This is a genomic window from Desulfosarcina variabilis str. Montpellier, from assembly GCF_048565275.1.
In the GTDB taxonomy this organism is placed as follows: Bacteria; Desulfobacterota; Desulfobacteria; order Desulfobacterales; family Desulfosarcinaceae; genus Desulfosarcina; species Desulfosarcina variabilis.
The window spans coordinates 4,675,091-4,694,936 of sequence record NZ_CP159846.1 but is presented as its reverse complement, the minus strand read 5'-3'; the positions used below and the strand labels follow the sequence as shown (position 1 = coordinate 4,694,936).

At 53.0% G+C, this 19,846-nt stretch carries 20 protein-coding genes; all 20 read left to right on the top strand.

Annotated elements, in window-relative coordinates:
* The first annotated feature begins 9 nt into the window (after positions 1 to 9).
* Positions 10 to 954 (top strand): bifunctional riboflavin kinase/FAD synthetase, encoded by a 945-nt coding sequence (locus tag Dvar_RS21190; RefSeq protein ID WP_419663945.1) that lies wholly within the window; start codon positions 10 to 12, stop codon positions 952 to 954.
* A gap of 43 nt (positions 955 to 997) precedes the next feature.
* The gene (gene def, locus Dvar_RS21185; protein WP_419663944.1) at positions 998 to 1,507 is read left to right on the top strand and encodes a peptide deformylase; all 510 of its coding nucleotides are present in this window, start codon (positions 998 to 1,000) and stop codon (positions 1,505 to 1,507) included.
* Complete coding sequence (gene fmt / locus Dvar_RS21180; RefSeq protein WP_419663943.1) at positions 1,504 to 2,463, top strand: methionyl-tRNA formyltransferase; 960 nt, start codon at positions 1,504 to 1,506, stop codon at positions 2,461 to 2,463. Before def ends, fmt begins: the two co-directional genes overlap by 4 nt.
* A 29-nt stretch (positions 2,464 to 2,492) precedes the next feature.
* On the top strand, positions 2,493 to 3,902 hold the full coding sequence (gene rsmB / locus Dvar_RS21175) for a 16S rRNA (cytosine(967)-C(5))-methyltransferase RsmB (RefSeq protein ID WP_419663942.1): 1,410 nt from the start codon (positions 2,493 to 2,495) through the stop codon (positions 3,900 to 3,902).
* Between the two features lie 17 nt (positions 3,903 to 3,919).
* Positions 3,920 to 5,146 carry a type II secretion system inner membrane protein GspF gene (gspF, locus tag Dvar_RS21170; RefSeq protein ID WP_419663941.1) on the top strand — a complete coding sequence of 409 codons (1,227 nt, stop codon included), beginning with the start codon at positions 3,920 to 3,922 and terminating at the stop codon, positions 5,144 to 5,146.
* Positions 5,147 to 5,361: 215 nt separating this feature from the next.
* On the top strand, positions 5,362 to 5,817 hold the full coding sequence (gspG, locus tag Dvar_RS21165; protein ID WP_419663940.1) for a type II secretion system major pseudopilin GspG: 456 nt from the start codon (positions 5,362 to 5,364) through the stop codon (positions 5,815 to 5,817).
* 50 nt (positions 5,818 to 5,867) lie between these two features.
* Complete coding sequence (locus Dvar_RS21160; RefSeq protein WP_419663939.1) at positions 5,868 to 6,440, top strand: prepilin-type N-terminal cleavage/methylation domain-containing protein; 573 nt, start codon at positions 5,868 to 5,870, stop codon at positions 6,438 to 6,440.
* Position 6,441: 1 nt separating this feature from the next.
* Positions 6,442 to 6,828, top strand: a complete 387-nt coding sequence (locus tag Dvar_RS21155; RefSeq protein ID WP_419663938.1) for a type IV pilus modification PilV family protein — start codon at positions 6,442 to 6,444, stop codon at positions 6,826 to 6,828.
* The gene (locus Dvar_RS21150) at positions 6,821 to 7,534 is read left to right on the top strand and encodes a type II secretion system protein GspJ (protein WP_419663937.1); all 714 of its coding nucleotides are present in this window, start codon (positions 6,821 to 6,823) and stop codon (positions 7,532 to 7,534) included. Before Dvar_RS21155 ends, Dvar_RS21150 begins: the two co-directional genes overlap by 8 nt.
* A gap of 7 nt (positions 7,535 to 7,541) precedes the next feature.
* Positions 7,542 to 8,612 carry a general secretion pathway protein GspK gene (locus Dvar_RS21145; RefSeq protein WP_419663936.1) on the top strand — a complete coding sequence of 357 codons (1,071 nt, stop codon included), beginning with the start codon at positions 7,542 to 7,544 and terminating at the stop codon, positions 8,610 to 8,612.
* Positions 8,613 to 8,766: 154 nt separating this feature from the next.
* Entirely contained in the window at positions 8,767 to 10,209 is a 1,443-nt protein-coding gene (gene pilM, locus Dvar_RS21140; RefSeq protein ID WP_419663935.1) for a pilus assembly protein PilM, read from the top strand.
* A 6-nt stretch (positions 10,210 to 10,215) separates the two neighbouring features.
* Positions 10,216 to 10,767: a hypothetical protein gene (locus Dvar_RS21135; RefSeq protein WP_419663934.1), complete on the top strand. Its 552-nt coding sequence runs from the start codon at positions 10,216 to 10,218 to the stop codon at positions 10,765 to 10,767.
* Positions 10,768 to 10,775: 8 nt separating this feature from the next.
* Entirely contained in the window at positions 10,776 to 11,645 is an 870-nt protein-coding gene (gspN, locus tag Dvar_RS21130) for a type II secretion system protein GspN (protein ID WP_419663933.1), read from the top strand.
* Positions 11,646 to 11,648: 3 nt separating this feature from the next.
* Complete coding sequence (gspC, locus tag Dvar_RS21125) at positions 11,649 to 12,530, top strand: type II secretion system protein GspC (RefSeq protein WP_419663932.1); 882 nt, start codon at positions 11,649 to 11,651, stop codon at positions 12,528 to 12,530.
* A gap of 48 nt (positions 12,531 to 12,578) precedes the next feature.
* Positions 12,579 to 14,960, top strand: a complete 2,382-nt coding sequence (gene gspD, locus Dvar_RS21120; protein ID WP_419663931.1) for a type II secretion system secretin GspD — start codon at positions 12,579 to 12,581, stop codon at positions 14,958 to 14,960.
* Positions 14,957 to 16,681, top strand: coding sequence for a type II secretion system ATPase GspE (gene gspE, locus Dvar_RS21115; protein WP_419663930.1), 1,725 nt, complete (start codon positions 14,957 to 14,959; stop codon positions 16,679 to 16,681). Before gspD ends, gspE begins: the two co-directional genes overlap by 4 nt.
* Positions 16,682 to 16,740: 59 nt before the next feature.
* On the top strand, positions 16,741 to 17,106 hold the full coding sequence (yidD, locus tag Dvar_RS21110) for a membrane protein insertion efficiency factor YidD (protein ID WP_419663929.1): 366 nt from the start codon (positions 16,741 to 16,743) through the stop codon (positions 17,104 to 17,106).
* A gap of 6 nt (positions 17,107 to 17,112) precedes the next feature.
* Positions 17,113 to 18,060, top strand: coding sequence for a tetratricopeptide repeat protein (locus tag Dvar_RS21105; RefSeq protein WP_419663928.1), 948 nt, complete (start codon positions 17,113 to 17,115; stop codon positions 18,058 to 18,060).
* Between the two features lie 3 nt (positions 18,061 to 18,063).
* Positions 18,064 to 19,056, top strand: a complete 993-nt coding sequence (locus Dvar_RS21100) for a PASTA domain-containing protein (RefSeq protein WP_419663927.1) — start codon at positions 18,064 to 18,066, stop codon at positions 19,054 to 19,056.
* A gap of 22 nt (positions 19,057 to 19,078) precedes the next feature.
* Positions 19,079 to 19,729 carry a ribulose-phosphate 3-epimerase gene (gene rpe, locus Dvar_RS21095; protein ID WP_419663926.1) on the top strand — a complete coding sequence of 217 codons (651 nt, stop codon included), beginning with the start codon at positions 19,079 to 19,081 and terminating at the stop codon, positions 19,727 to 19,729.
* Positions 19,730 to 19,846 lie beyond the last annotated feature (117 nt).

The window sequence follows — 19,846 nt, the reverse complement described above, 5'->3', positions numbered from 1 at the left end:
CAAAACATCATGAAAATTATTAAAAACATCGAAGACGTAAAAGAACCGTTCAAGAATGCAGTCATTACCATCGGCAACTTTGATGGCGTACACATCGGACACCAGGCGCTGTTTCATGAGGTAATCGAGCGGGCCGATGCCATCGAAGGGACGGCCGTTGCCATGACTTTTGAACCGCACCCGATCCGGGTCATCACCCAAAACGGTCACCCGCCGCTGATCACCCTCAACGAACAGAAAATGGAGCTGATCGAAAAATCCGGCATCGACGTATTGATCTGCCTTCCCTTTACCATGGAATTTGCCAAGCTGTCAGCACGGACCTTTGTCGAGGACATCCTGATCAAGCGAATCGGGATGAAGGTAATCGTCGTCGGCAGCGATTATAGCTTTGGCAACAAGCGGGAAGGCAATGTGGACCTTCTCAAACAATTTGCCGAGGAAATGGATTTTTCCGTGGTTGTTGCCGACTGGATTCAGGCAACCAACGGTACCACCGGCCGTATCAGCAGCACGGCCATCCGCGAGTTGGTCATGGACGGCCAGATTGAAAATGCCGCCAAGATGCTGGGCCGTAATTATCAGATCCGCGGCGTTGTCGCCCATGGCCGTGACCGGGGCGGCAAACTATTGGGCATTCCCACGGCCAACATCAACCTGCAAGACGAGCTGTCCCCCAAAGTCGGCGTCTATGCCGTTATCGTCGAACACGCCGGCATTCGTTATCCGGGGGTGGCCAATATCGGCTACAGTCCCACCTTTGATGATCACATCTTTACCGTTGAGGCCCACATCCTGGATTTTAAAAAGGATATTTACGGGCAAAAAATAATGGTTAATTTTGTTCAGCGGCTTAGAGCTGAAATCAAATTTACCGGTATTGACCAGCTGGTGGAGCAAATCCATCAGGACATCGCCGATGCCAGCAAAATTCTGGCCCCCTATTTTGAATAATGTTGTCTATGAATGGGCACCATAAAACCAAAGGTTAGCCAAAGTGACCGTTTTAGATATTCTTACCTATCCTGACAAAGTATTGAAAAAGCAAACCACTCCCGTCGAAAATATCGATGGCGCCATGCAGACCCTGATCGACAATATGGCCACCACCATGTACGCTGCGCCGGGCGTTGGACTGGCCGCCCCCCAGGTGGGCATCAGCCAGAGCTTTATCGTTTATGACATCGCGCCCAAGGAAGACGGCCATGATCTGCATGTGCTGATCAACCCGCGCATCATCGAAAGTGAAGGCGAAATCGTTTCGGAAAACGAAGGCTGCCTGAGCGTACCCGATTTTCGGGCTGACGTGAAACGCAATGCGCGTGTTTTGGTGGAAGGCGTGGATCGTGACGGCAATCCCCTGCGCTTTGAGGCCGAAGGCATGCTGGCCATCGTCATCCAGCACGAACTGGACCATCTGGGCGGCACCTTGTTTATCGATCGTATCAGCGCATTGAAACGCAATCTATACAAACGCCGCGTCAATAAGGAGATGAAAAAACGGTGAGTCGCCCCCTTCGTATTGTTTTTATGGGAACACCGGATTTTGCCGTGCCGACGCTGCGGGCCATTCACGACAGCGGACATACCGTTGTTGCGGTGGTTACCCAGCCTGACCGCCCCAAGGGGCGTGGTCGCAAACTGACCCCCCCACCGGTAAAAAAAGCCGCCTTGGATTACGATGTTCCAATCCTGCAACCGGAAACCGTGCGCACTGATGAATTCCACACCCAACTGGCCGAGCTGAAGCCGGATCTGTTCGTTGTGGTGGCTTTTGGTCAGATTTTACCCCAATCGCTTTTGGTTATCCCCACCCAGGGTGCCATTAATGTCCATGCATCGCTACTGCCTCGTCATCGGGGGGCTGCGCCCATCCAATGGGCCATCATCAAAGGCGATGCACAAACCGGCGTCACCACCATGATGATGGACAAAGGCATGGATACCGGTGATATTTTACTCATGCGAAAGACCGCCATTGAATCCGATGACACCGCGGCCAGTCTGCATGACCGTCTTAGCCTGATGGGCGCCCGGCTCCTCATCGATACGCTAAATGAATTGCAGGGCGGGACATTAACGCCGACCCCCCAAGCCCACGACCAGGCAACCTATGCGTCCATGCTCAAGAAAAAGGATGGAGAGATCGACTGGTCGTTGCCTGCCGAACAGATCGAGCGTCTGATCCGGGGCTTGACCCCTTGGCCCGGCGCCTACACGTTCAGTGACGGTGTGCGCCTGAAAATTTTCAAGGCCAGTGTGCTAGATCGGGAGGTCAGCATCACCCCGGGCACGATTATAGAGTGTTTTCCAGGCGAATTACGGGTCGCCACCGGGAAAAACGCTCTGGCCATCCAAGAAATTCAGGGCAAGTCAGGAAAACGCCTGCCCATTGATGACTTTTTGTGTGGGTGTCGGCTGCCGGATGGCACATGTTTGGGGTCAACGAAAAAGTTGCGCTAACCATTTATTCTTCATAGCATCGATCAACCATGCCCCCATCCAACCACCGCCCAGCCGTGGGCAATCAATCGCGGCGACGCCGACTGTTTACCGATTCCCGGGCTGCTGCCCTGGCCGTGCTAAGCCGGATCGGCAGCGGCGCCGTCACACTGGATCAGGTACTCGATCAGATGGCTCCCCAGACATCCGGGCTTTCCACGCGTGATCGGGCCCTGTTCAACCAGCTGGTCTACGGTGTGTTGCGCTGGCGCCTGAGACTGGACGCCGTCATCGAGACCTTTGCCGACCGCCCCGTGAAAAAGCTCTCACCCCTGGTTCTCAACATTTTGCGCCTGGGGCTGTTGCAGATATTGTTCATGGATCGCATTCCCCCCTCGGCGGCGGTCAATACCGCGGTCAATCTGGCCCGTTCCCATCGGGCGGGCAAGGCGGCAGGGTTTGTCAACGCACTGCTCAGAAATGTTTTGCGCGCCCCCGGACGGTTTGTGCTTCCCGATTCGGCCTCAAGCCCCGTGGACCACATGGCCCTGGACAAATCCTTTCCTCACTGGTTGGTGTCTCGCTGGATCGATCGCTACGGTGTCGCCCAGACCGCAGCGCTGTGCGACGTGATGAACAGCGTTCCGCCCCTGACCCTGCGCTGCAATTTTCTGAAAAACAATCTGGTGCAACTGATTGGCGCCCTGGATGCCCAGGCTGCCGATCTTCAGCCGCTGGACGCCCTTCCCGGTGCGCTCAATCTGACTGGGCCGCGTTGCCCGATCCATGAAATGCAGGCGTTTAAAGACGGCCGGTTTGCCGTCCAGGATGGCGCTGCGCAGCTGGTCAGCCTTTTCCTTTCCCCGCAGCCGGACGAAACCATTCTGGATGCCTGTGCCGGCCTGGGTGGCAAAACCACCCATATTGCCGGGATGATGCAAAATCGCGGCTGCGTCGTTGCCCTGGACAATGCCGGGTCCAAACTGACCCGACTCCAAGACGAGGCCCACCGCCAGGGCATATCCATCATTAGGACCAGCCCCGCGGACCTGCACCAGCCGTTATCGATGGCGCCCCATTCCAGTTTCGACCGGGTCCTTTTGGACGCGCCATGCACCGGATTGGGCGTGCTGCGCCGCAATCCGGATGCAAAATGGTCTTTCCAAAAAAAAGATATTGACCGCTATGCGGCCCGACAGCTGCGTTTTCTTGAAAATTTGGCCCCATGGGTCAAACCCGGAGGGGTCCTGGTCTTTTCCGTGTGCAGTATGGAGCCGGAAGAAAACGAAGGGGTCATCAAACGCTTTTTGAAAAACCACCCAAATTTTGTTATAAATCACGCTCAGGCAATTGAAGAGAAAAGCGTGCATCCTTTTATAAACCAAGACGGTTTTCTCAGGATCATTCCTCACCATCACCAAATGGACGGATTTTTCGCAGCACGCCTTTCGCGCTGCTAACCACAGGATTCAATCCTATGCCCGTTTACGATTATCAGGCCCTTGACAAAAAAGGTAAAACGGTCACCGGTATCATTGATGCCGATGGGGCCCAGGCCGCGCGGCAAAAAATCCGCGCCATGGGCAGCTTTCCCATCAATGTGAAGGAAATCACCGAGGGTGACAGTTCCAAAGAAGTCCGCAAATCACCATTTCAAGGATTTTTCAATCGCGTTACGCCGGCCCAGGTAAGCCTGTGGACAAGGCAGCTGGCCACGCTGACGGCATCCGGGTTTCCCTTGGTCACGGCCTTGACAACCCTGGTGTCCCAAACCAAAACCCAAGGGTTTACCAAGCTTGCCGCACGCATCAAGGATTCCATTGTCGAAGGTAACAGCTTTGCCTCGTCCCTGTCCCTCTACCCGTCCGTCTTTTCTCAAATATACGTAAATATGGTGCGTGCCGGTGAGACATCCGGGACACTGGAAATCGTTCTTGAGCGCCTGGCCGACATCATGGAGAAGCAGCAGGAACTGAAATCGCGAATCCAAACGGCCATGGCCTACCCCATTCTCATGACCCTCATCGGCACCGTGGTGCTGTTTTTCCTGATGACCTTTGTGGTGCCCAACATCACCGGCATCTTTGAGGATATGAACCAGGCCCTGCCCACCCCGACACGCGTTCTCATCACGGCCAGCGATATCTTCAAAAATTACTGGTGGTTGTTGGTGGTTTTCATTATCGTTGGCCTGATCGCACTGAAAGCCTTTAGAAAGACCGAACACGGCCTGGCCACCACGGATCGCATTTTTCTATCCTTGCCCATTGTCGGTTCGTTGCTTAAAAAAATCGCCGTGGCCCGTTTCACGCGAACATTGGCATCGCTGCTTGAAAACGGGGTAACCATGCTGCCGGCCCTGGAAATCGTCAAAAACATTACCGGTAATGTTGTCATTTCCGGTTTGATCGAAAAAGCCTCGGGCGAAGTTGAAAAAGGCCAGGGGTTGAGCGCATCGCTTGCCGCAGACTCGGTTTTCCCGGATCTGTCCGTGCAGATGATCCAAGTCGGTGAGCAAAGCGGGGAGCTGGAAACCATGCTCTATAAAATCGCCGACGTTTATGAAAATGAAGTCCAATCATCAATCATGAGCATGATGGCCATGCTGGAACCGGTCATGATTCTGGTCATGGCCGTGGTTGTTTTGTTTATCGTGCTTTCCATTTGCCTGCCCATTTTTGAGATGAACCAGTTGGTGGGATAGAATGGGTGGTTCGATGGCGCTGCCTTAAGATCCACGTCGATCTTTTAATGATGGGCGGTTAACAGCGTGTGCGGTTACCATTAATTACTAAACCATAATCATTGTATGCCTTGATTGTTTGCAAGCATTGGGTTAATATTCGACTTTATTTTTCAACCAACAAAATTGGATACCCAATGTCTTTTAATGGCTTACGACATGGATGCGGAGGAAATATGAAGCGGACTGTTTACCATTTTATAAACAACCGTCGTGGTTTTACCCTGATCGAACTGATGGTGGTCATCGTCATTCTCGGTATCCTTGCCGGACTGATTGTCCCGCGGATCATGGGGCGGCCAGAACAAGCCAAAAAACTCAAGGCCCGCATGCAGATCGAAAGCATTGGAACGGCGCTCAAGCTGTATAAACTGGACAACGGCGCCTATCCCACCACCGAACAGGGATTACAGGCATTGGTGGAAGCACCATCATCCGGAAATGTTCCCAAGAACTGGCGCAAAGGCGGATACCTGGAAAAAGGCAAAGTTCCCCAGGATCCGTGGGGCAATGACTTTGTCTATCTGAGTCCTGGCATCCACGATGATTTTGATATCATGTCCTATGGTGCCGATGGCGTGTCCGGAGGCGAAGATACCAACGCCGACATCAACAGCTGGGAATCCGACTGATCCGGAATAAGTCCTGGCCTGACGCCTTGAACGACTTTTGGTCATATGCCTTGCGTACCACACGCCGATCACTCAACATAACGTCCATGCCCCGCCGTCTTGTCGCCAGGCAACCGATGGCAGCAGGATTGCGTAACGAGCATGCATTTACCCTGCTCGAAATGGTGGCTGTGACGGCATTGATCAGTATCATGCTGGTCGTGGCCATTCCGCGCTTGCACAGCAACATCTTCCCCGATAGTGGCGATGAAACCGTGCGCTGGATCATCGCCAATTTTCACCAGGCAAAGGAAAATGCAGTTCACCAGCGCCTAATCTATGTGATGAATATTTCCCTTGATACCCGACAGCTATGGGTTGCCCCCGCCGATCTGCCCGAAGCCGAAGCCGCCGGCCTCCGGGAAAATGGCTATCGCCTTCCCAACGGCGTGAGCATCGACCACGTGGCGTTTTCTCAAGCCGACCGCATCTCAAGCGGGACGGTGCCCATTGCCTTTTACCCTCAGGGCCATTCGGACAAAGCAGTCATACGCATTCGTACCAAAAATGGGGATCGTATGTCCGTTTACATTGAGCCGTTCTTGCCGCGTGTGAATGTGATTCGCGGCGAAGAGAGGTGGTAGCATGGACAAAGGGGGAAACAGGGACAAGGGCTTTACGCTCATGGAAGTGATGGTGGCCCTGGCCGTGGTGGCCATCGCATTGACGGCGATCTATCGCATGCATACCCAGACATTGTTCATGGACACCCGCGGGCGGTTTGATACGATGGCGACCATGCTGGCTCGCCATAAGCTGTCCGATATCGACACCAGCGAGTTGAAGGATCTGACGGATGACAATGGTGATTTTGGTGATCTGCATCCCGGCTTCACCTGGCAGATCGAGACCGACACCGCATCCTCCGATCTGATCAAGGAAGACGGACCGACCTTGAAACGCATCACCTTGACCGTCGCATCCGGTGACCAGACGTTTACCCTGACCACCTATAGGATGCTGTATGAATAATACAGACCCAACGGCATTAAAGAAAGCACGGATGGCAGGCGGGTTTACCCTCCTTGAAATAATGGTGGCCATTTTTATTTTCGCCGTCATCATTACCACGGTGTTCGGCTCGTTCCGGGTTGTTTTTTCAAGTGCCGATGCCGTGGGTGGAGATGTTGCCGTGTTTGAAACGGCCCGTATCTGCCTGACGCGCATGGCCGAAGATCTGGGGTCCCTGGTCATTACCGATTACCCCCGTTACACCAAACCAGAGTTCAACGAAGAGGAGCAGGAGGATATTTATCGTTTAGTGGGCGATACAACGGATGTGGCCGGAAGCAGCTTTTCTCGTCTGCGCTTTGCCTCCCTGGCCCATCTGCCGTTGAACCAGGATCCGCGTCAGGGGGTCTGCCGAATTGTCTATTATGTGGATGAGGGCGTTGACGACCAATTGGTGGTACGCCGCGCGGACCACCTCTATCCCTTTCCGGAATTTGAAGAAAGCCCGGATGATCCGGTTCTATGTGACAATGTGCTGGCCCTGGAATTCGAATACATGGATGAGGAAGGCGAGATCATCGACCGCTGGGATTCGCAGTCGTCCGATAACAAATATGCGACGCCGCGGTTGATCGAAATCCGCCTGACCACGGGAAGCCAGGATCGATCGAGAACTTTTTCCACACGGGTACGGTTGCATGTTTTTCGCAAAGCAGTCGAAACGTAGGCATACCATGCCACGGTGCATGGCCAACCAGCGGGGCGTGGCGATTCTGGTGGCGCTGGGCGTAATCGCTGTATTGTTTACCGCCGGCCTGGAGCTGAATCGCCGTATCCGCGCATCGGTAAGCAGCGCCATTCGGGCCCGCGAACAGCTGGTCCTGTCCGAAATGGCACGATCCGGAGCCGAAGTTGCCAAGATGATGCTGATCACTGACCGCAAAGAAAACAATACGGACACCGTTCAGGAGGACTGGGCCAATCCGGAAAAGGTCTCTGAAATGCTTGAGCTGATTCCCTTTGATACAGGCGCTCTGGATGTCACCATTGCCGATGAACGGGGTAAAATCCAAGTCAATGCCCTGGTTAAATTCCCGGAAGGGCGGGAGTTTAACCCCACACAGCGGTTGCTTTGGGAGCGATTGCTGGAGCAGGTGTTCGCCATGTTCGAGGAAACGCTGGACAGTGATCCCAACATGGTCATCAACTCCATGAAGGACTGGTTGGATCAAGGTGATGATGATGCCATCACAGGTCTCAGCGGTGCTGAATCCGATTATTACGAACAGCTGGATCCGCCTTACAGTTGCAAAAACGGCCCCTTCGACCACTTGGGAGAAATTGCACTGGTGCAAGGGGTCACGCCGGAGCTGTTTTATGGTGCGGGGGGCGTAGGTGGAATCGAATCGCTTTTGACCGTTCATGGGCTGTCAAAAAACGAAGCAAACAAATTTACCTATGACGGCAAAATCAACATTTCCACGGCGGATGCACTGGTGCTGTCGTCCCTGTTGCCTTCTGAAAGCAGCGAATTGGCGGAAGCGCTGGTTGAATACCGGGTGGCCAAGAACGATGAAACCTATATCAATCAAATCAATAACACAACCTGGCTAAAAAATGTCCCCGGTGCCGCCGGGCTTGATATTGGGGACGATCTGGTCACCGCCGCCAGCGACCTGTTTCGCATTGTCTCTACCGCCAAAACAGATGCCAGAACCTGTACCCTGACCACGGTGGTTCAGCGAGAAAAAGAACAGGAGACCGGTCGCTGGACGTGCAAAACCTTGATTTGGCAAATAGAATAAGGTACATCAATAAAAAATCAGCTAATATCTTAAGCAATCTCGACAATCGCTCAACGTTAGTCACGCGCCGATTGCTGGGTGCCGGGTACCACAACACCTACGATCACCACTGAATAACGTTGTTGAACGTTCACCAACAAATAGAAAATCAACCATGAGTCACAAGGTTCTCGGCTTAGAAATTAGCGAAACGGCCATCGCTGCCGTCCTGTTGGATAGTGGGTTCAAGGGATGCACGCTGGAAAACCAGTTTTACGCCCCAATTCCAGCGGACGGTGACGAGAATGAAGGTCTGTCCAAAGTACTCGATTCGCTGATGGAGAGCCTTAAACCGACCGGCGCCACCTGTGTACTCGGTATTCCCACGACTTTTATCTCCTTTCGGAACCTTTCCGTACCCTTTACCGATTTAAAAAAAATCAGGCAGGTGCTGCCTTTTGAACTGGAACCGACCCTGCCCATGTCGGTAGAGTCCCTGGTCTTTGATTTTGAAGCCGTGAAACAAAACGGCGGGCAGGAACTTCTCGCTTTTGTGGCTGAGAAAGAAACGCTTGATCGGTATTTGGCGCTTTTGGAAGCGGTCAATCTTCACCCGGTCATCGTCACCCCTAGCGGTTATGCCGCAACGCGCATCATGACCCGGATGGCCGGCCCTCAAAATGACTATCTGTTTATCGATACCAGTCAGACGCATCACACGGTTTACGCGGTGAGCGAAGGCCATGTGCGCATGGTGCGAACGCTGCCGGTGGGGGCCGGTGGCTATCCGGTCATGCGCAGCATGGAGATGGCGATCAAGCGTACCTTCACCCTTCTCCAGGAAAATATGGGAATTTCGGTCAACCCATCCACAGTCTATTCCATGGGTTCACAATACCATCTGTTGGGTCGGGGTGATGAAACGTCCCGGTTGATGGGGGTGTCGATCAAAAATATCGATGCGATTCGAACCTTTCCTCGGCTGACCGCAAAGACCGACACGCCAGAATGGGAAGCCGGCCATATGGACATGGCCCTTTCTTTGGCCTTGATGGAAACCGAAACCATCAGTGGCATCAATTTTTCCACCGAACGCTCAACATTTCAACACTTTTGGGGAGAACACCGGAAAAATATCATTGTCTCCACCGCGTTGATCATATTGGTCATTGCAACGGTACTGACCGGTCAATTTATGCGCCTAAACGCCAAAGAGCACCGTCTGACTGAACTGGATCAGCAGATTGAAACGGTATTCAAAAGTACGTTTCCGGATGTAACCCGTGTTGTCGATCCCTTGCAGCAGATGCAGGTCAAAATCAAAGAAGCCGGAGAAGGCGGTACAGGTCTGAGTTTATCCGGCACAAATGCGCGGGTGGTTGACATTTTAGATGCCTTAAGCCAGAAAATTCCGGCATCAGTCGATGTCATGATCAACCGTATGGTGGTCGGCAAAGACAATGTGATGCTTTCAGGAAATACAAAAAACTTCAACACGGTCGACGATATCAAGGGACGTTTGGAAAGTGCGGACATCTTTAAAAGCGTAACCATCAGCTCGGCGGATCTCGAAAAGTCGGGCAACCGGGTACGGTTTAAATTGAAACTGGATATTTAGCGCAATATGGCGATTAACATTAATAAAATTAGCAGCATTAAACTCAACACGCGGGAAAAGATCAGTGTGGGCATAGCGATCGCCGCCATCGTGATCTTTTTGTTTTGCCAGTTCCTGGTGTTTCCCGTGTTGGACAAAAATGAGCAGCTAACCGATCGGATTGCCACCCGCGAACAGCAGTTGGTGAAAATCAAAGAACTGCAGACGACCTATCGGGAGACATCGTCCAAAGCCCAGCAAACACAACAGCTGCTGAAAACACGGCGGCAAGGGTTCACACTTTTTTCATTTTTGGAAACCCTTGCCGGGCGGACAGGGGTGAAAAGCAATATCGCCTATATGAAGCCCACCACCACCTCTCAAAAAGATAGTCCCTACCGACTCTCCATGGTCGAAATGAAACTTCAGGAGATTACCATGTCCCAATTGCTGGCCTATCTTCACGGCATTGAAACCGCCCGTGATATGATCGTCATCAGGCGACTGTCGATTGCAAAAAGTGAACAGAAGGCGGGATTGATTAATACCATATTTCAAGTTGAAACCTTGGAGATTTAGCGGTTCTCATGGGCCTATTCAAGATCATTTCTATTTATATTCTATTCGCCTTGGTGGCCGTCTTTTTCTTTTTGTTTCTTCTATTTCCTGAAAATGCGGTCAAATCGTTTGTCAACGATCGATTGGCCGGTGTTGATCCATCCCTGTCGATCACGGCGGATGCGATTCGGCCAGCCCTTCCGCTGGCGGCCAATTTTATTGATATCGATATCCGGCACAAGGGAGACAAGCTGGTTCATGTCGATCACGCACGATTATCCCCTGCGCTGTCAACGCTGTTTCAGGAACGAAAACGATTTGAATGTAAAGCTGCTATTGCCCAGGGCACCCTTGACGGCCGGGTATTCATCAATGGTAGCGGCCCCACCCGCCGGCTCAATGCGGAAGCAGACCTGTCGTCCATCCGCCTGGAACAGATCGAGGCACTGAAATCCATTACCCGGTTCACACTTGCCGGGCCACTCAACGGCCGGCTGACCCACGATGGTGGCCGCGCGCCCTTCGGCCAGGCCAATGGGCTGCTGACCGCCCCAGGCCTGACGATCACCCTGAACCCGGCTTTTTTCGGCATTGCGGAATTGATCATGGACCAGACCGAAGCGGACTTCTCGCTGGCCGGGCAGACGCTTCGCATCAAGGCCTTCACCTTCAACGGCCCGTTGATGGAAGGTAAAATAAGTGGCAGAATAGAGATAGAAGATCCTTTTGATTCCAGCCGATTGCGGCTGAATGGGAATATCAAACCGCGTCCTGAACTTTTTGCCAGGCTGCAAGATACGATTCCGCAGGGCATCGTTAACCCACGAACATTAGGCACCCGGGGGCTCAATTTCCGTGTATTCGGAACCATCGACAGCCCGGATGTGACCATGAGATAGGCGATGAGACCCAAAGCCATTTTTATTGTCATCAACCTGATTTGCATTATGATTATGGCCTACTTTGCTGTTGATGGCCTCTATGAAGGCGTCACTGACAGGTTGGGCGGTGGCCCTGTGTCCACCGAGAAACCGGCGTACCCGGTCAGCGACGCGCATATCCCCCGAAAGCCGCTTTCCGCCTATAATGCGGTGTTGGAACGAAATCTGTTTGAAACCCGCACGGCCGCCAGTACTCAAGCCAAATCGAATGCCGAAAAATTGGATGTTGAATCCTTAGAGGAAACAAAGTTAAATTTAAAATTATGGGGCACGGTCTCAGGAACCAGGGATGGAGACTACGCGGTCATTGAAGATGTCAAGACCCACCAACAAGAGCTGTACCGCACCGGCGACACCATTCAGGCGGCGGTGGTCAAAGAGATCTTCAGGGAAAAGGTAGTGTTGACCGTTGACGGCAAGGACGAGGTCCTCCAGATGCAGGATCTGAAAGCCGGCAAATCAACAGGCCGATCCGGAACACTGGCCTCTGGCCGGAGTACCCCCACAAACCGGGCTGTGCGCGCCCAACGCATCTCGCTTAGACGGTCCTATATCGATCAAGCAATGACGGACGTCGGATCATTGATGACCCAGGTTAAAATCCAGCCCCATATGGAAGATGGTGTTCCAGCAGGGCTTAGCCTGTCGAGGATAAAACCCAATTCCATCTTTCGTCGCATGGGCCTCAGGAACGGCGATGTGATCACCGGCGTGGATGGAACTGAAATCTCAACGGTTGACGACGCCTTGCGGCTGGTCGACAATCTTAGATCTTCATCTTCGCTCTCTGTGCAATTAAAACGCCGGGGAAGGGATAAAAACATCGAATACCGTATCAGATAGCCGACCGACGGGGGCTCCCTACTCCGTCGGCGCGAATTAGGAAAAGACATGCAAAGCAAAAAAAACAATTCCCCTTCTAAAAAGCGAGTAATCGGCGCACTGATCGTAATACTAACCTGTATTCTCATTGCCGCCAACGGCTATGCCCAAAACCAGACAACAAAAAGCGGTCAAAAGGCGGCAGGCGGATCGCAGCGTTTTGTTTCCATAGACTTTAACAATGTGGACATCAGCGTCTTCATCAAGTTCATCAGTGAGCTGACCGGAAAAAACTTTGTTATTGACCAGCGCGTCAAGGGCAAAGTCACGATTATTTCTCCTTCCAAGATCTCCGTTGATGAGGCCTATAAGGTATTCGAATCGGTCCTGGATGTGCATGGGTTCGCCACGGTGGAAACCGGACGTCTGATCAAAATCATTCCCTCCCCGGATGCACGGACCAAAAATATTGAAACACGTTTCAAATCCAAGGGTGATAGTGATAATGACCAAGTGGTGACCCAACTGATTCCCCTGCGATTTGCCGATCCCGATGAAGTCAAGCGCTTGTTAACGCCCATGGTGTCCAAAAGCAGCGTCATCCTCTCCTACGCGCCGACCAACACGTTGATCATCACTGACAATTACTCCAACATCGCGCGATTGATGAAAATTCTGAAAACCATCGACGTCCCCGGCGTGGGCCGGGAAGTCACGGTGTTTCCAGTCCACAACGCCGATGCATCCAACCTGGTCACCCTTTTGGAAACTGTTTTCAAAACATCTCAGTCATCCAATAGCAAAAGAAGAACGCGGACGGCATCTGTGGATCGCAGCGCGTCCTTTGTGGCCGACGAGCGCACCAACAGCATCATCATGGTGGCCAGTGAAGATGACACCAACCGCATGCGCAGTCTGATCGATGTGCTTGACCAGGAAACCCCCAAGGGCAAGGAAAAAATCCACGTCTACTACCTGAACTATGCCGTTGCCGAGGAGATTGTTACCGTTCTCAAGGATATCCCTTCCGACGGTCAGGATAAAACCGGCAAAGGCGGGGCCAAGGAAGCCCCGGTGATCTCCGAGGACGTAAAAATCACCGCTGACAAAGCCACCAACAGCTTGATTATCACCGCCGATCGGGACGACTATGACACTCTGGTGGAAATCATCCGCCAGGTCGATATCCCCCGCAAAATGGTCTATATCGAGGCCCTGATCATGGAGGTCAACACGAATAAAAACTTTAAATTGGGAACCGAATGGCAGATCGGGGACACGATTGAACTCAACAGCACGGACAGTGAGGGCAATGAAAATCAAGGCGTGGTCGGTGGCGGGTTTAATTCCGGCGATGATTCGAACATTTCCTATTCAGAATCGGTGAACTCCGACGGCGATACGGTGCTTATGCCGGACCTGCCCTCCGGCTTTGGCCTGGGCGTGTTCGGTGAGGCGCTCGAAATTGCCGGGATCACCTTTCCCAGCATCGCCGCCGTCATTCAGGCCTATAAGAAAGACACTGATGTCAACATCTTGTCCACCCCGCAGCTTTTGACCACCGACAACCAGGAGGCCAGTATCATGGTGGGCAAGAACGTTCCCTATCAGACCGCCACCTCCACCTCCAACAACGACACCTACAACTCCTTTGAGTACCGGGATGTGGGCCGGACCCTTAAAATCACGCCCCAGATCAACAAGGACCGTATGGTGCGGCTGAACCTTTCCCTGGAGATCTCCACCGTGGCCGATTCATCCAGCGCCACCCAGCCCACGACCCTCAAGCGGACCGTGGAAACCACGGTCATGGTCAAGGACGGTGCCACGGTGGTCATGGGCGGGCTGATCGGCAACGAGTTTAATCAGACCGAATACCGGGTTCCCTGCCTGGGGGACATTCCCGGCCTGGGATGGCTTTTCAAGACCATGGGTAAAAGCAGTGACCAGACCAACCTGTTCTTTTTCGTCACTCCCCGGGTGATCCAGAACCCCAACGAAGCCAACAATGTCTTCGAGTCCAAAAAGACCCAGATCGATCAGCTGCGTGAAGCCCAGATCAAGCTGTATCGGGGTGCCGCCGGCGGTATCGAACCCCCATCCATCGAATCCAATCTGCCCGAAGCCACAGTTCCTACCCCCCCGTCAGACCCAACGTCCGTTGAAGAAGAGGATGCAGGCGCCAGTTCGGAATCATTAACCATGGCGCCGAGCGGTCCATACATGATTCAGGTGCATGCGTTCACCGACGAACAATCGTCCCTGGATGCCAAGGACCGGCTGACCCGACTGGGGCATGCAGCCAAAGTCGTTGAAACGGATATGGACGGAAAAATCTGGTATCGGGTTCAGATTGGCGAGGGGTTGGAACTGGATTCAGCCCGAAGAATTCGCGATGCACTGATTAAACAAGGATACCGCGGCATCCTCATTTTAAGAAATATCCCATGAACAAATCACTGGAATACATATTAAAAAACAAATTCGGCGTTTCCGATGAAGATTATGCCGATGCGGTCAGGCTCCAGAAAGAAAAAGGCGACATCTTATCGGAGGTGCTTTTACGACGCAAGGTCATTAACGAAACGCAGCTTTTGGATGCGCTCAGTCAATTCTATGAGCTGCCCTTCTGGCCGGAACTGCCGCTGGAAAGCTTCGGCGAGGACCGGGCCCGCAATGTCCCCATTGCATTTTTGAAGCGCCACATCATGGTCCCGCTGGTGCTGAAAAACAATCCGGCAGCCGGACAGCCGACGCTGCCGGAAGAGATGGTCAACATCATCGCCGTTAATGATCCGGCGGTTTTCCAGCCCCTGGACGACCTGGCTCGTTTGATCGGTTTTACCGACTACAATCTGGTGCTGTCCACAAAAGGTGCCATTTTTGCCGCGATCAACCTGCTTTTTGACATGAGCCAGGGGTCTGCCGAGCAACTGGTCCAGAACATGGAAGATGACGGCAGTACCATCATCAGCGAGATCGAGGACACGGCCGACCTGCTGGAAGATACCAGCGATGCCCCCATTATCAAGCTGGTCAACCACATTATTTCTCAATCGGTCAAGGCTCGGGCCAGCGATATCCACATCGAACCCTACCAGGACAGCTTCAAGGTGCGCTATCGGGTGGACGGCATTCTATATGATCTGTTGACCCCGCCGAAATGGATTCAGGCGGCCCTGATTTCACGCATCAAGGTCATGGCCAAACTCAATATTGCCGAAAAACGGCTGCCCCAGGACGGCCGCCTGGATGTCAGAATCGGCAGCCAGGACATCGACGTCCGTGTTTCCACCCTGCCCACCACCTTTGGCGAACGGGTGGTCCTGCGTCTCCTTAACAAATCCGGTGAAATTCTGAACTTGCAAGAGCTGGGCATGCCTGCGGATGATTTTGAGCTGCTCAACCATCTGGTGACCCAGCCCAACGGCATCATTCTGGTGACCGGTCCCACGGGTAGCGGTAAAACTACCACGTTGTATTCGGTTTTATCCGAAATCAACAAACCCGACATCAATATTATCACCATTGAAGATCCGGTCGAATATCAGCTCAAGGGCATCAGCCAGATTCAGGTCAACGCCAAAATCGATCTCACCTTTGCCGTGGGGTTGCGCTCAATCGTTCGCCAGGACCCGGATGTCATTCTGATTGGTGAAATTCGCGATCAGGAAACCGCCTCCATCGCCGTTCAATCGGCCCTGACCGGTCATCTGGTTTTCTCCACCCTGCACACCAACGATTCCGCCAGTACCATCACGCGTCTGGTCGATATCGGTGTGGAACCGTTTCTCATTTCCTCATCGGTGATCGCCGTGCTTGCCCAGCGCCTGGTCAGAGTACTCTGCGATCACTGCAAAACGCCCTACCAGCCCGGCGCCATCGCCAGCAGTATCGGTCTTACCGATGAGCAAATTAAATCCCATACCTTTTATCAGGCCCAAGGCTGTGAGAAGTGTTTCAACACCGGATACCGCGGACGGGCGGCCATATTCGAGATCATGCATCTTGACGAAGCCATGAAAAACCTGGTTTTGCAAACCTATGATGCAACGAAAATCAAGAAGCTCGCGCTTAAAAACAACATGAGAACCCTGCGCCAAAGCGGGATTCTGAAAATACTGGATGGAAAGACCACCATCGAAGAAGTCTTGCGTGTCACCCAGCAATAACCGTCATCGAAGATTCATCCGATATCCGCCAGGCATCCGTTTGGCTTGACCCATGGCCTATGAAGAGATCCAAACTGGTAATTATCATCCTGCTGATCCTGGCCGGTGGCAGTGCCTGTGCCAAGCCGGTCACATCCGTGACCAATGACCTACAGGCGAATCCGACATTCACCGCATCGCCGATTCATTTTTTCCGCCGTTATCTGTCTGCTGCGGATGGTCCGCGTTGCCCCATGACACCGTCCTGCTCGAGTTATGCCCTTTCCGCCATCAATCGTCACGGGGCGCTAATGGGATGGATCATGGCCTGCGATCGGCTGATGCGTTGCGGTCGGGATGAATTAAACCACAGTCCGATGGTCATGACGCGTGATGGCCGTCGCTGTCAAGATCCGGTTGGAAACAACGATTTCTGGTGGCAGTGACATCCCATGAAGCGCTTTTGCCCAATTTTCCCAATCCAATATACCCTGCTCATACCCTGCGTGTTTTTCTTTTTTATCCAAAGCGCCTGGGCCGATGCGCAGCAGTTCATGGTCATTGATGCCGACCAGCAATACCGGTACGCCCGATCTTGTTATGACCGCGGTGCATTTAATGAAGCCATCCATGAATTTGGCCGCTTCATCTACTTCTTCCCAAACGATCCCAGAACGTCCAGGGCCAACTATCTGGTTGGCATGGCTCACTTCCAAGCCGCGCAATATCCGGATGCAGTGCAGGTTTTTATGGCCATTGCGGACAATCAAAGGGCAGCGGGGCTCAAAAGCGAGGCTTTTTTTATGCTAAGCCGCAGCCATGCCCGCCAAGGCATGATCGAACAGGCCATGCTGGATCTGCACAATTTGATCGCCACATCTACGGAACCGGAAATAATCGACCGGGCCCGCTACGAACTGGGGTGGCTGCATGTGGATGCCGGACAATGGGAGCCGGCCAAGCGATCGTTTGGCCAGATCACCCAGGCGCATCAGGCACGTTATCAGGTGGCGCAATTAAACGCGGCGGTGTCCCGCCATGATCAGATCCGGACCAAACACCCCTTCACCGCAGGGCTCCTTTCCATTATCCCCGGCGGTGGGCAGATGTATTGCGGCCGCTATCAGGATGCGCTGGCCGCCTTTTTAATCAATGCCGGCCTGATATTGAGTGCCTGGGAGGCCTTTGACAATGAGCTTTACGCACTCGGCGGCGTGATCAGTTTCATTGAATTCGGATTTTACAGCGGAAATATTTACGGCGCCGTCTCAAGCGCACACAAATTCAATCGCAACCGCGTTGATGCGTTTCGCAATGACCTCTACCGGTATAAGCAGCCGCCGCTGTCCATCGCCGCCACGGCGTCCGGCATCACCTTGAGCCTGTCGATCGATTTTTAAATCATGAACGTATCGCTCAAATCCTTTTCCATCCGGTTTTTACGGGGCATCCTGTTGGTCGTCCTGTTCATGGGCATGGCCGGCATCGGCACGTATCTGACACTGACGCTGATGATTAAAAGCGAGGATACGGTGATCGTCCCCAATCTGGTCGGCAAGGACGTTCTGGTTGGGCTTGAAATGCTCTCCGACCTTGGCCTCAACACCCGCGTGAAAGGCACCCGCTATGATGACCAGGTGCCCCAGCATTATGTGATTGAACAATCCCCGGAACCCGGCAGTGCCATCAAACGTGGAAGGGACGTAAAAATCCAAGTCTCCCGCGGGCCCGAGTCCGTGGTGATGCCCAACCTGGCAGGACTCTCCTTTCAACAAAGCAAAATTGTGCTAACTGAAAACGGGTTGTGCCAGGGAGTGGTGTCCCGCATGCACAGCCCTTTGCACCCCGTTGGCCAGGTCATCGCCCATTTTCCGCCTCCAAGTTCCATGGTAAGCAGAAAAAAATGTGTGGATCTGCTGGTCAGCCAGGAATCCTATCCATTCTCCACGGCCATGACCGACTTGAAAGGCTTCACTCTGGAAATGGCGATCCGTCGTCTGGAGCAGCTACAATTGAACACCGGACATATTCGCAGCGTCATCAATGATGAGGCGCCTCCGGAAACCATTGTTGCCCAGACACCGATGGCCGGCTATCGGGTGACGGTGGGCAGTCTTGTAGACTTGCAGGTCAATCGAATGCCCACCAGCCCAACGATCGGTAACCCTCCTTCTGCCAACGGGATGGGGCTGTATCATTTTTCACTGGACAACGGGTTTTTAAACCGTCGGGTACAAGTGAAGTTGAATCAGGCGCTGTTTTCCATCAACCTTTTTGACGATTTTTTAAGGCCTGGGCAAGAAATCTGGCTTTTAATTCCAAAAAGTGGTAACCCCACGGTACTCATTTACGTAGATGGTCAATTGGTAGACTCTCAGATCATGGACGGCCGTTAAAAATTTGAAGGAGTAAGTAAGGATGAAATGTATCGCACCATCGATCCTGTCGGCTGATTTTTCAAAACTCGGTGATGAAATCCAGGCTGTGGAAAAAGCCGGCGCAGACTGGATTCATGTGGACGTCATGGATGGCCACTTCGTACCGAATATTACCATGGGCCCGTTGGTGGTCGAAGCGGTTCGCCGGTCAACCAAGCTACCCATCGACGTCCACTTGATGATCACCCAGCCCGATCGCTATATCGCCGACTTTGCGGCTGCCGGTGCCGATTACATTGCCGTCCACCAGGAAGCTTGCACCCACCTGCACCGGACGATTCAGCTGATCCGCGAAAAAGGGGCCAAGCCCGGTGTCGCCTTGAACCCGGCAACCCCAGTGGAAACCCTTCAGTGGATCATTGCCGACTTGGATTTTGTTGTTGTCATGAGCGTGAACCCTGGATTTGGCGGACAACAGTTTATCCCCTCGTCACTGGATAAGATCGCTCAACTGAAAACCATGATCCGTGAACGGGGATTACCCACCCTGATCCAGATCGATGGCGGTGTCAATGGGGGAACCATCTCCCGGATTTCCCAGGCCGGTGTGGATGTGTTCGTGGCCGGCAGCGCCATTTTTGGCAGTGACGATTACGCGCAAACCATTGCCGAACTCAAGTCCAGCTGGTAATTGGCCAGGGTGGCCGGCGATGCAATTTTCAAGCAACCGGCTATTGTCTAAAAAACTGCTCCATTGATTATTTTAATCATGCGACCATGCCGAATCAAAGGGTAGCGTTAGCTTTTT

Bases quoted from the DNA above. Each gene is read 5' to 3' on its own strand.
- Dvar_RS21155 (WP_419663938.1), top strand. From the start codon at position 6,442: ATGGACAAAGGGGGAAACAGGGACAAGGGCTTTACGCTCATGGAAGTG.
- gspG (WP_419663940.1), top strand. From the start codon at position 5,362: ATGAAGCGGACTGTTTACCATTTTATAAACAACCGTCGTGGTTTTACC.
- gspC (WP_419663932.1), top strand. From the start codon at position 11,649: ATGAGACCCAAAGCCATTTTTATTGTCATCAACCTGATTTGCATTATG.
- rsmB (WP_419663942.1), top strand. From the start codon at position 2,493: ATGCCCCCATCCAACCACCGCCCAGCCGTGGGCAATCAATCGCGGCGA.
- Dvar_RS21150 (WP_419663937.1), top strand. From the start codon at position 6,821: ATGAATAATACAGACCCAACGGCATTAAAGAAAGCACGGATGGCAGGC.
- Dvar_RS21145 (WP_419663936.1), top strand. From the start codon at position 7,542: ATGCCACGGTGCATGGCCAACCAGCGGGGCGTGGCGATTCTGGTGGCG.
- gspF (WP_419663941.1), top strand. From the start codon at position 3,920: ATGCCCGTTTACGATTATCAGGCCCTTGACAAAAAAGGTAAAACGGTC.
- Dvar_RS21105 (WP_419663928.1), top strand. From the start codon at position 17,113: ATGAAGCGCTTTTGCCCAATTTTCCCAATCCAATATACCCTGCTCATA.
- gspN (WP_419663933.1), top strand. From the start codon at position 10,776: ATGGGCCTATTCAAGATCATTTCTATTTATATTCTATTCGCCTTGGTG.
- rpe (WP_419663926.1), top strand. From the start codon at position 19,079: ATGAAATGTATCGCACCATCGATCCTGTCGGCTGATTTTTCAAAACTC.
- Dvar_RS21100 (WP_419663927.1), top strand. From the start codon at position 18,064: ATGAACGTATCGCTCAAATCCTTTTCCATCCGGTTTTTACGGGGCATC.
- gspD (WP_419663931.1), top strand. From the start codon at position 12,579: ATGCAAAGCAAAAAAAACAATTCCCCTTCTAAAAAGCGAGTAATCGGC.
- pilM (WP_419663935.1), top strand. From the start codon at position 8,767: ATGAGTCACAAGGTTCTCGGCTTAGAAATTAGCGAAACGGCCATCGCT.
- Dvar_RS21190 (WP_419663945.1), top strand. From the start codon at position 10: ATGAAAATTATTAAAAACATCGAAGACGTAAAAGAACCGTTCAAGAAT.
- yidD (WP_419663929.1), top strand. From the start codon at position 16,741: ATGAAGAGATCCAAACTGGTAATTATCATCCTGCTGATCCTGGCCGGT.
- Dvar_RS21135 (WP_419663934.1), top strand. From the start codon at position 10,216: ATGGCGATTAACATTAATAAAATTAGCAGCATTAAACTCAACACGCGG.
- gspE (WP_419663930.1), top strand. From the start codon at position 14,957: ATGAACAAATCACTGGAATACATATTAAAAAACAAATTCGGCGTTTCC.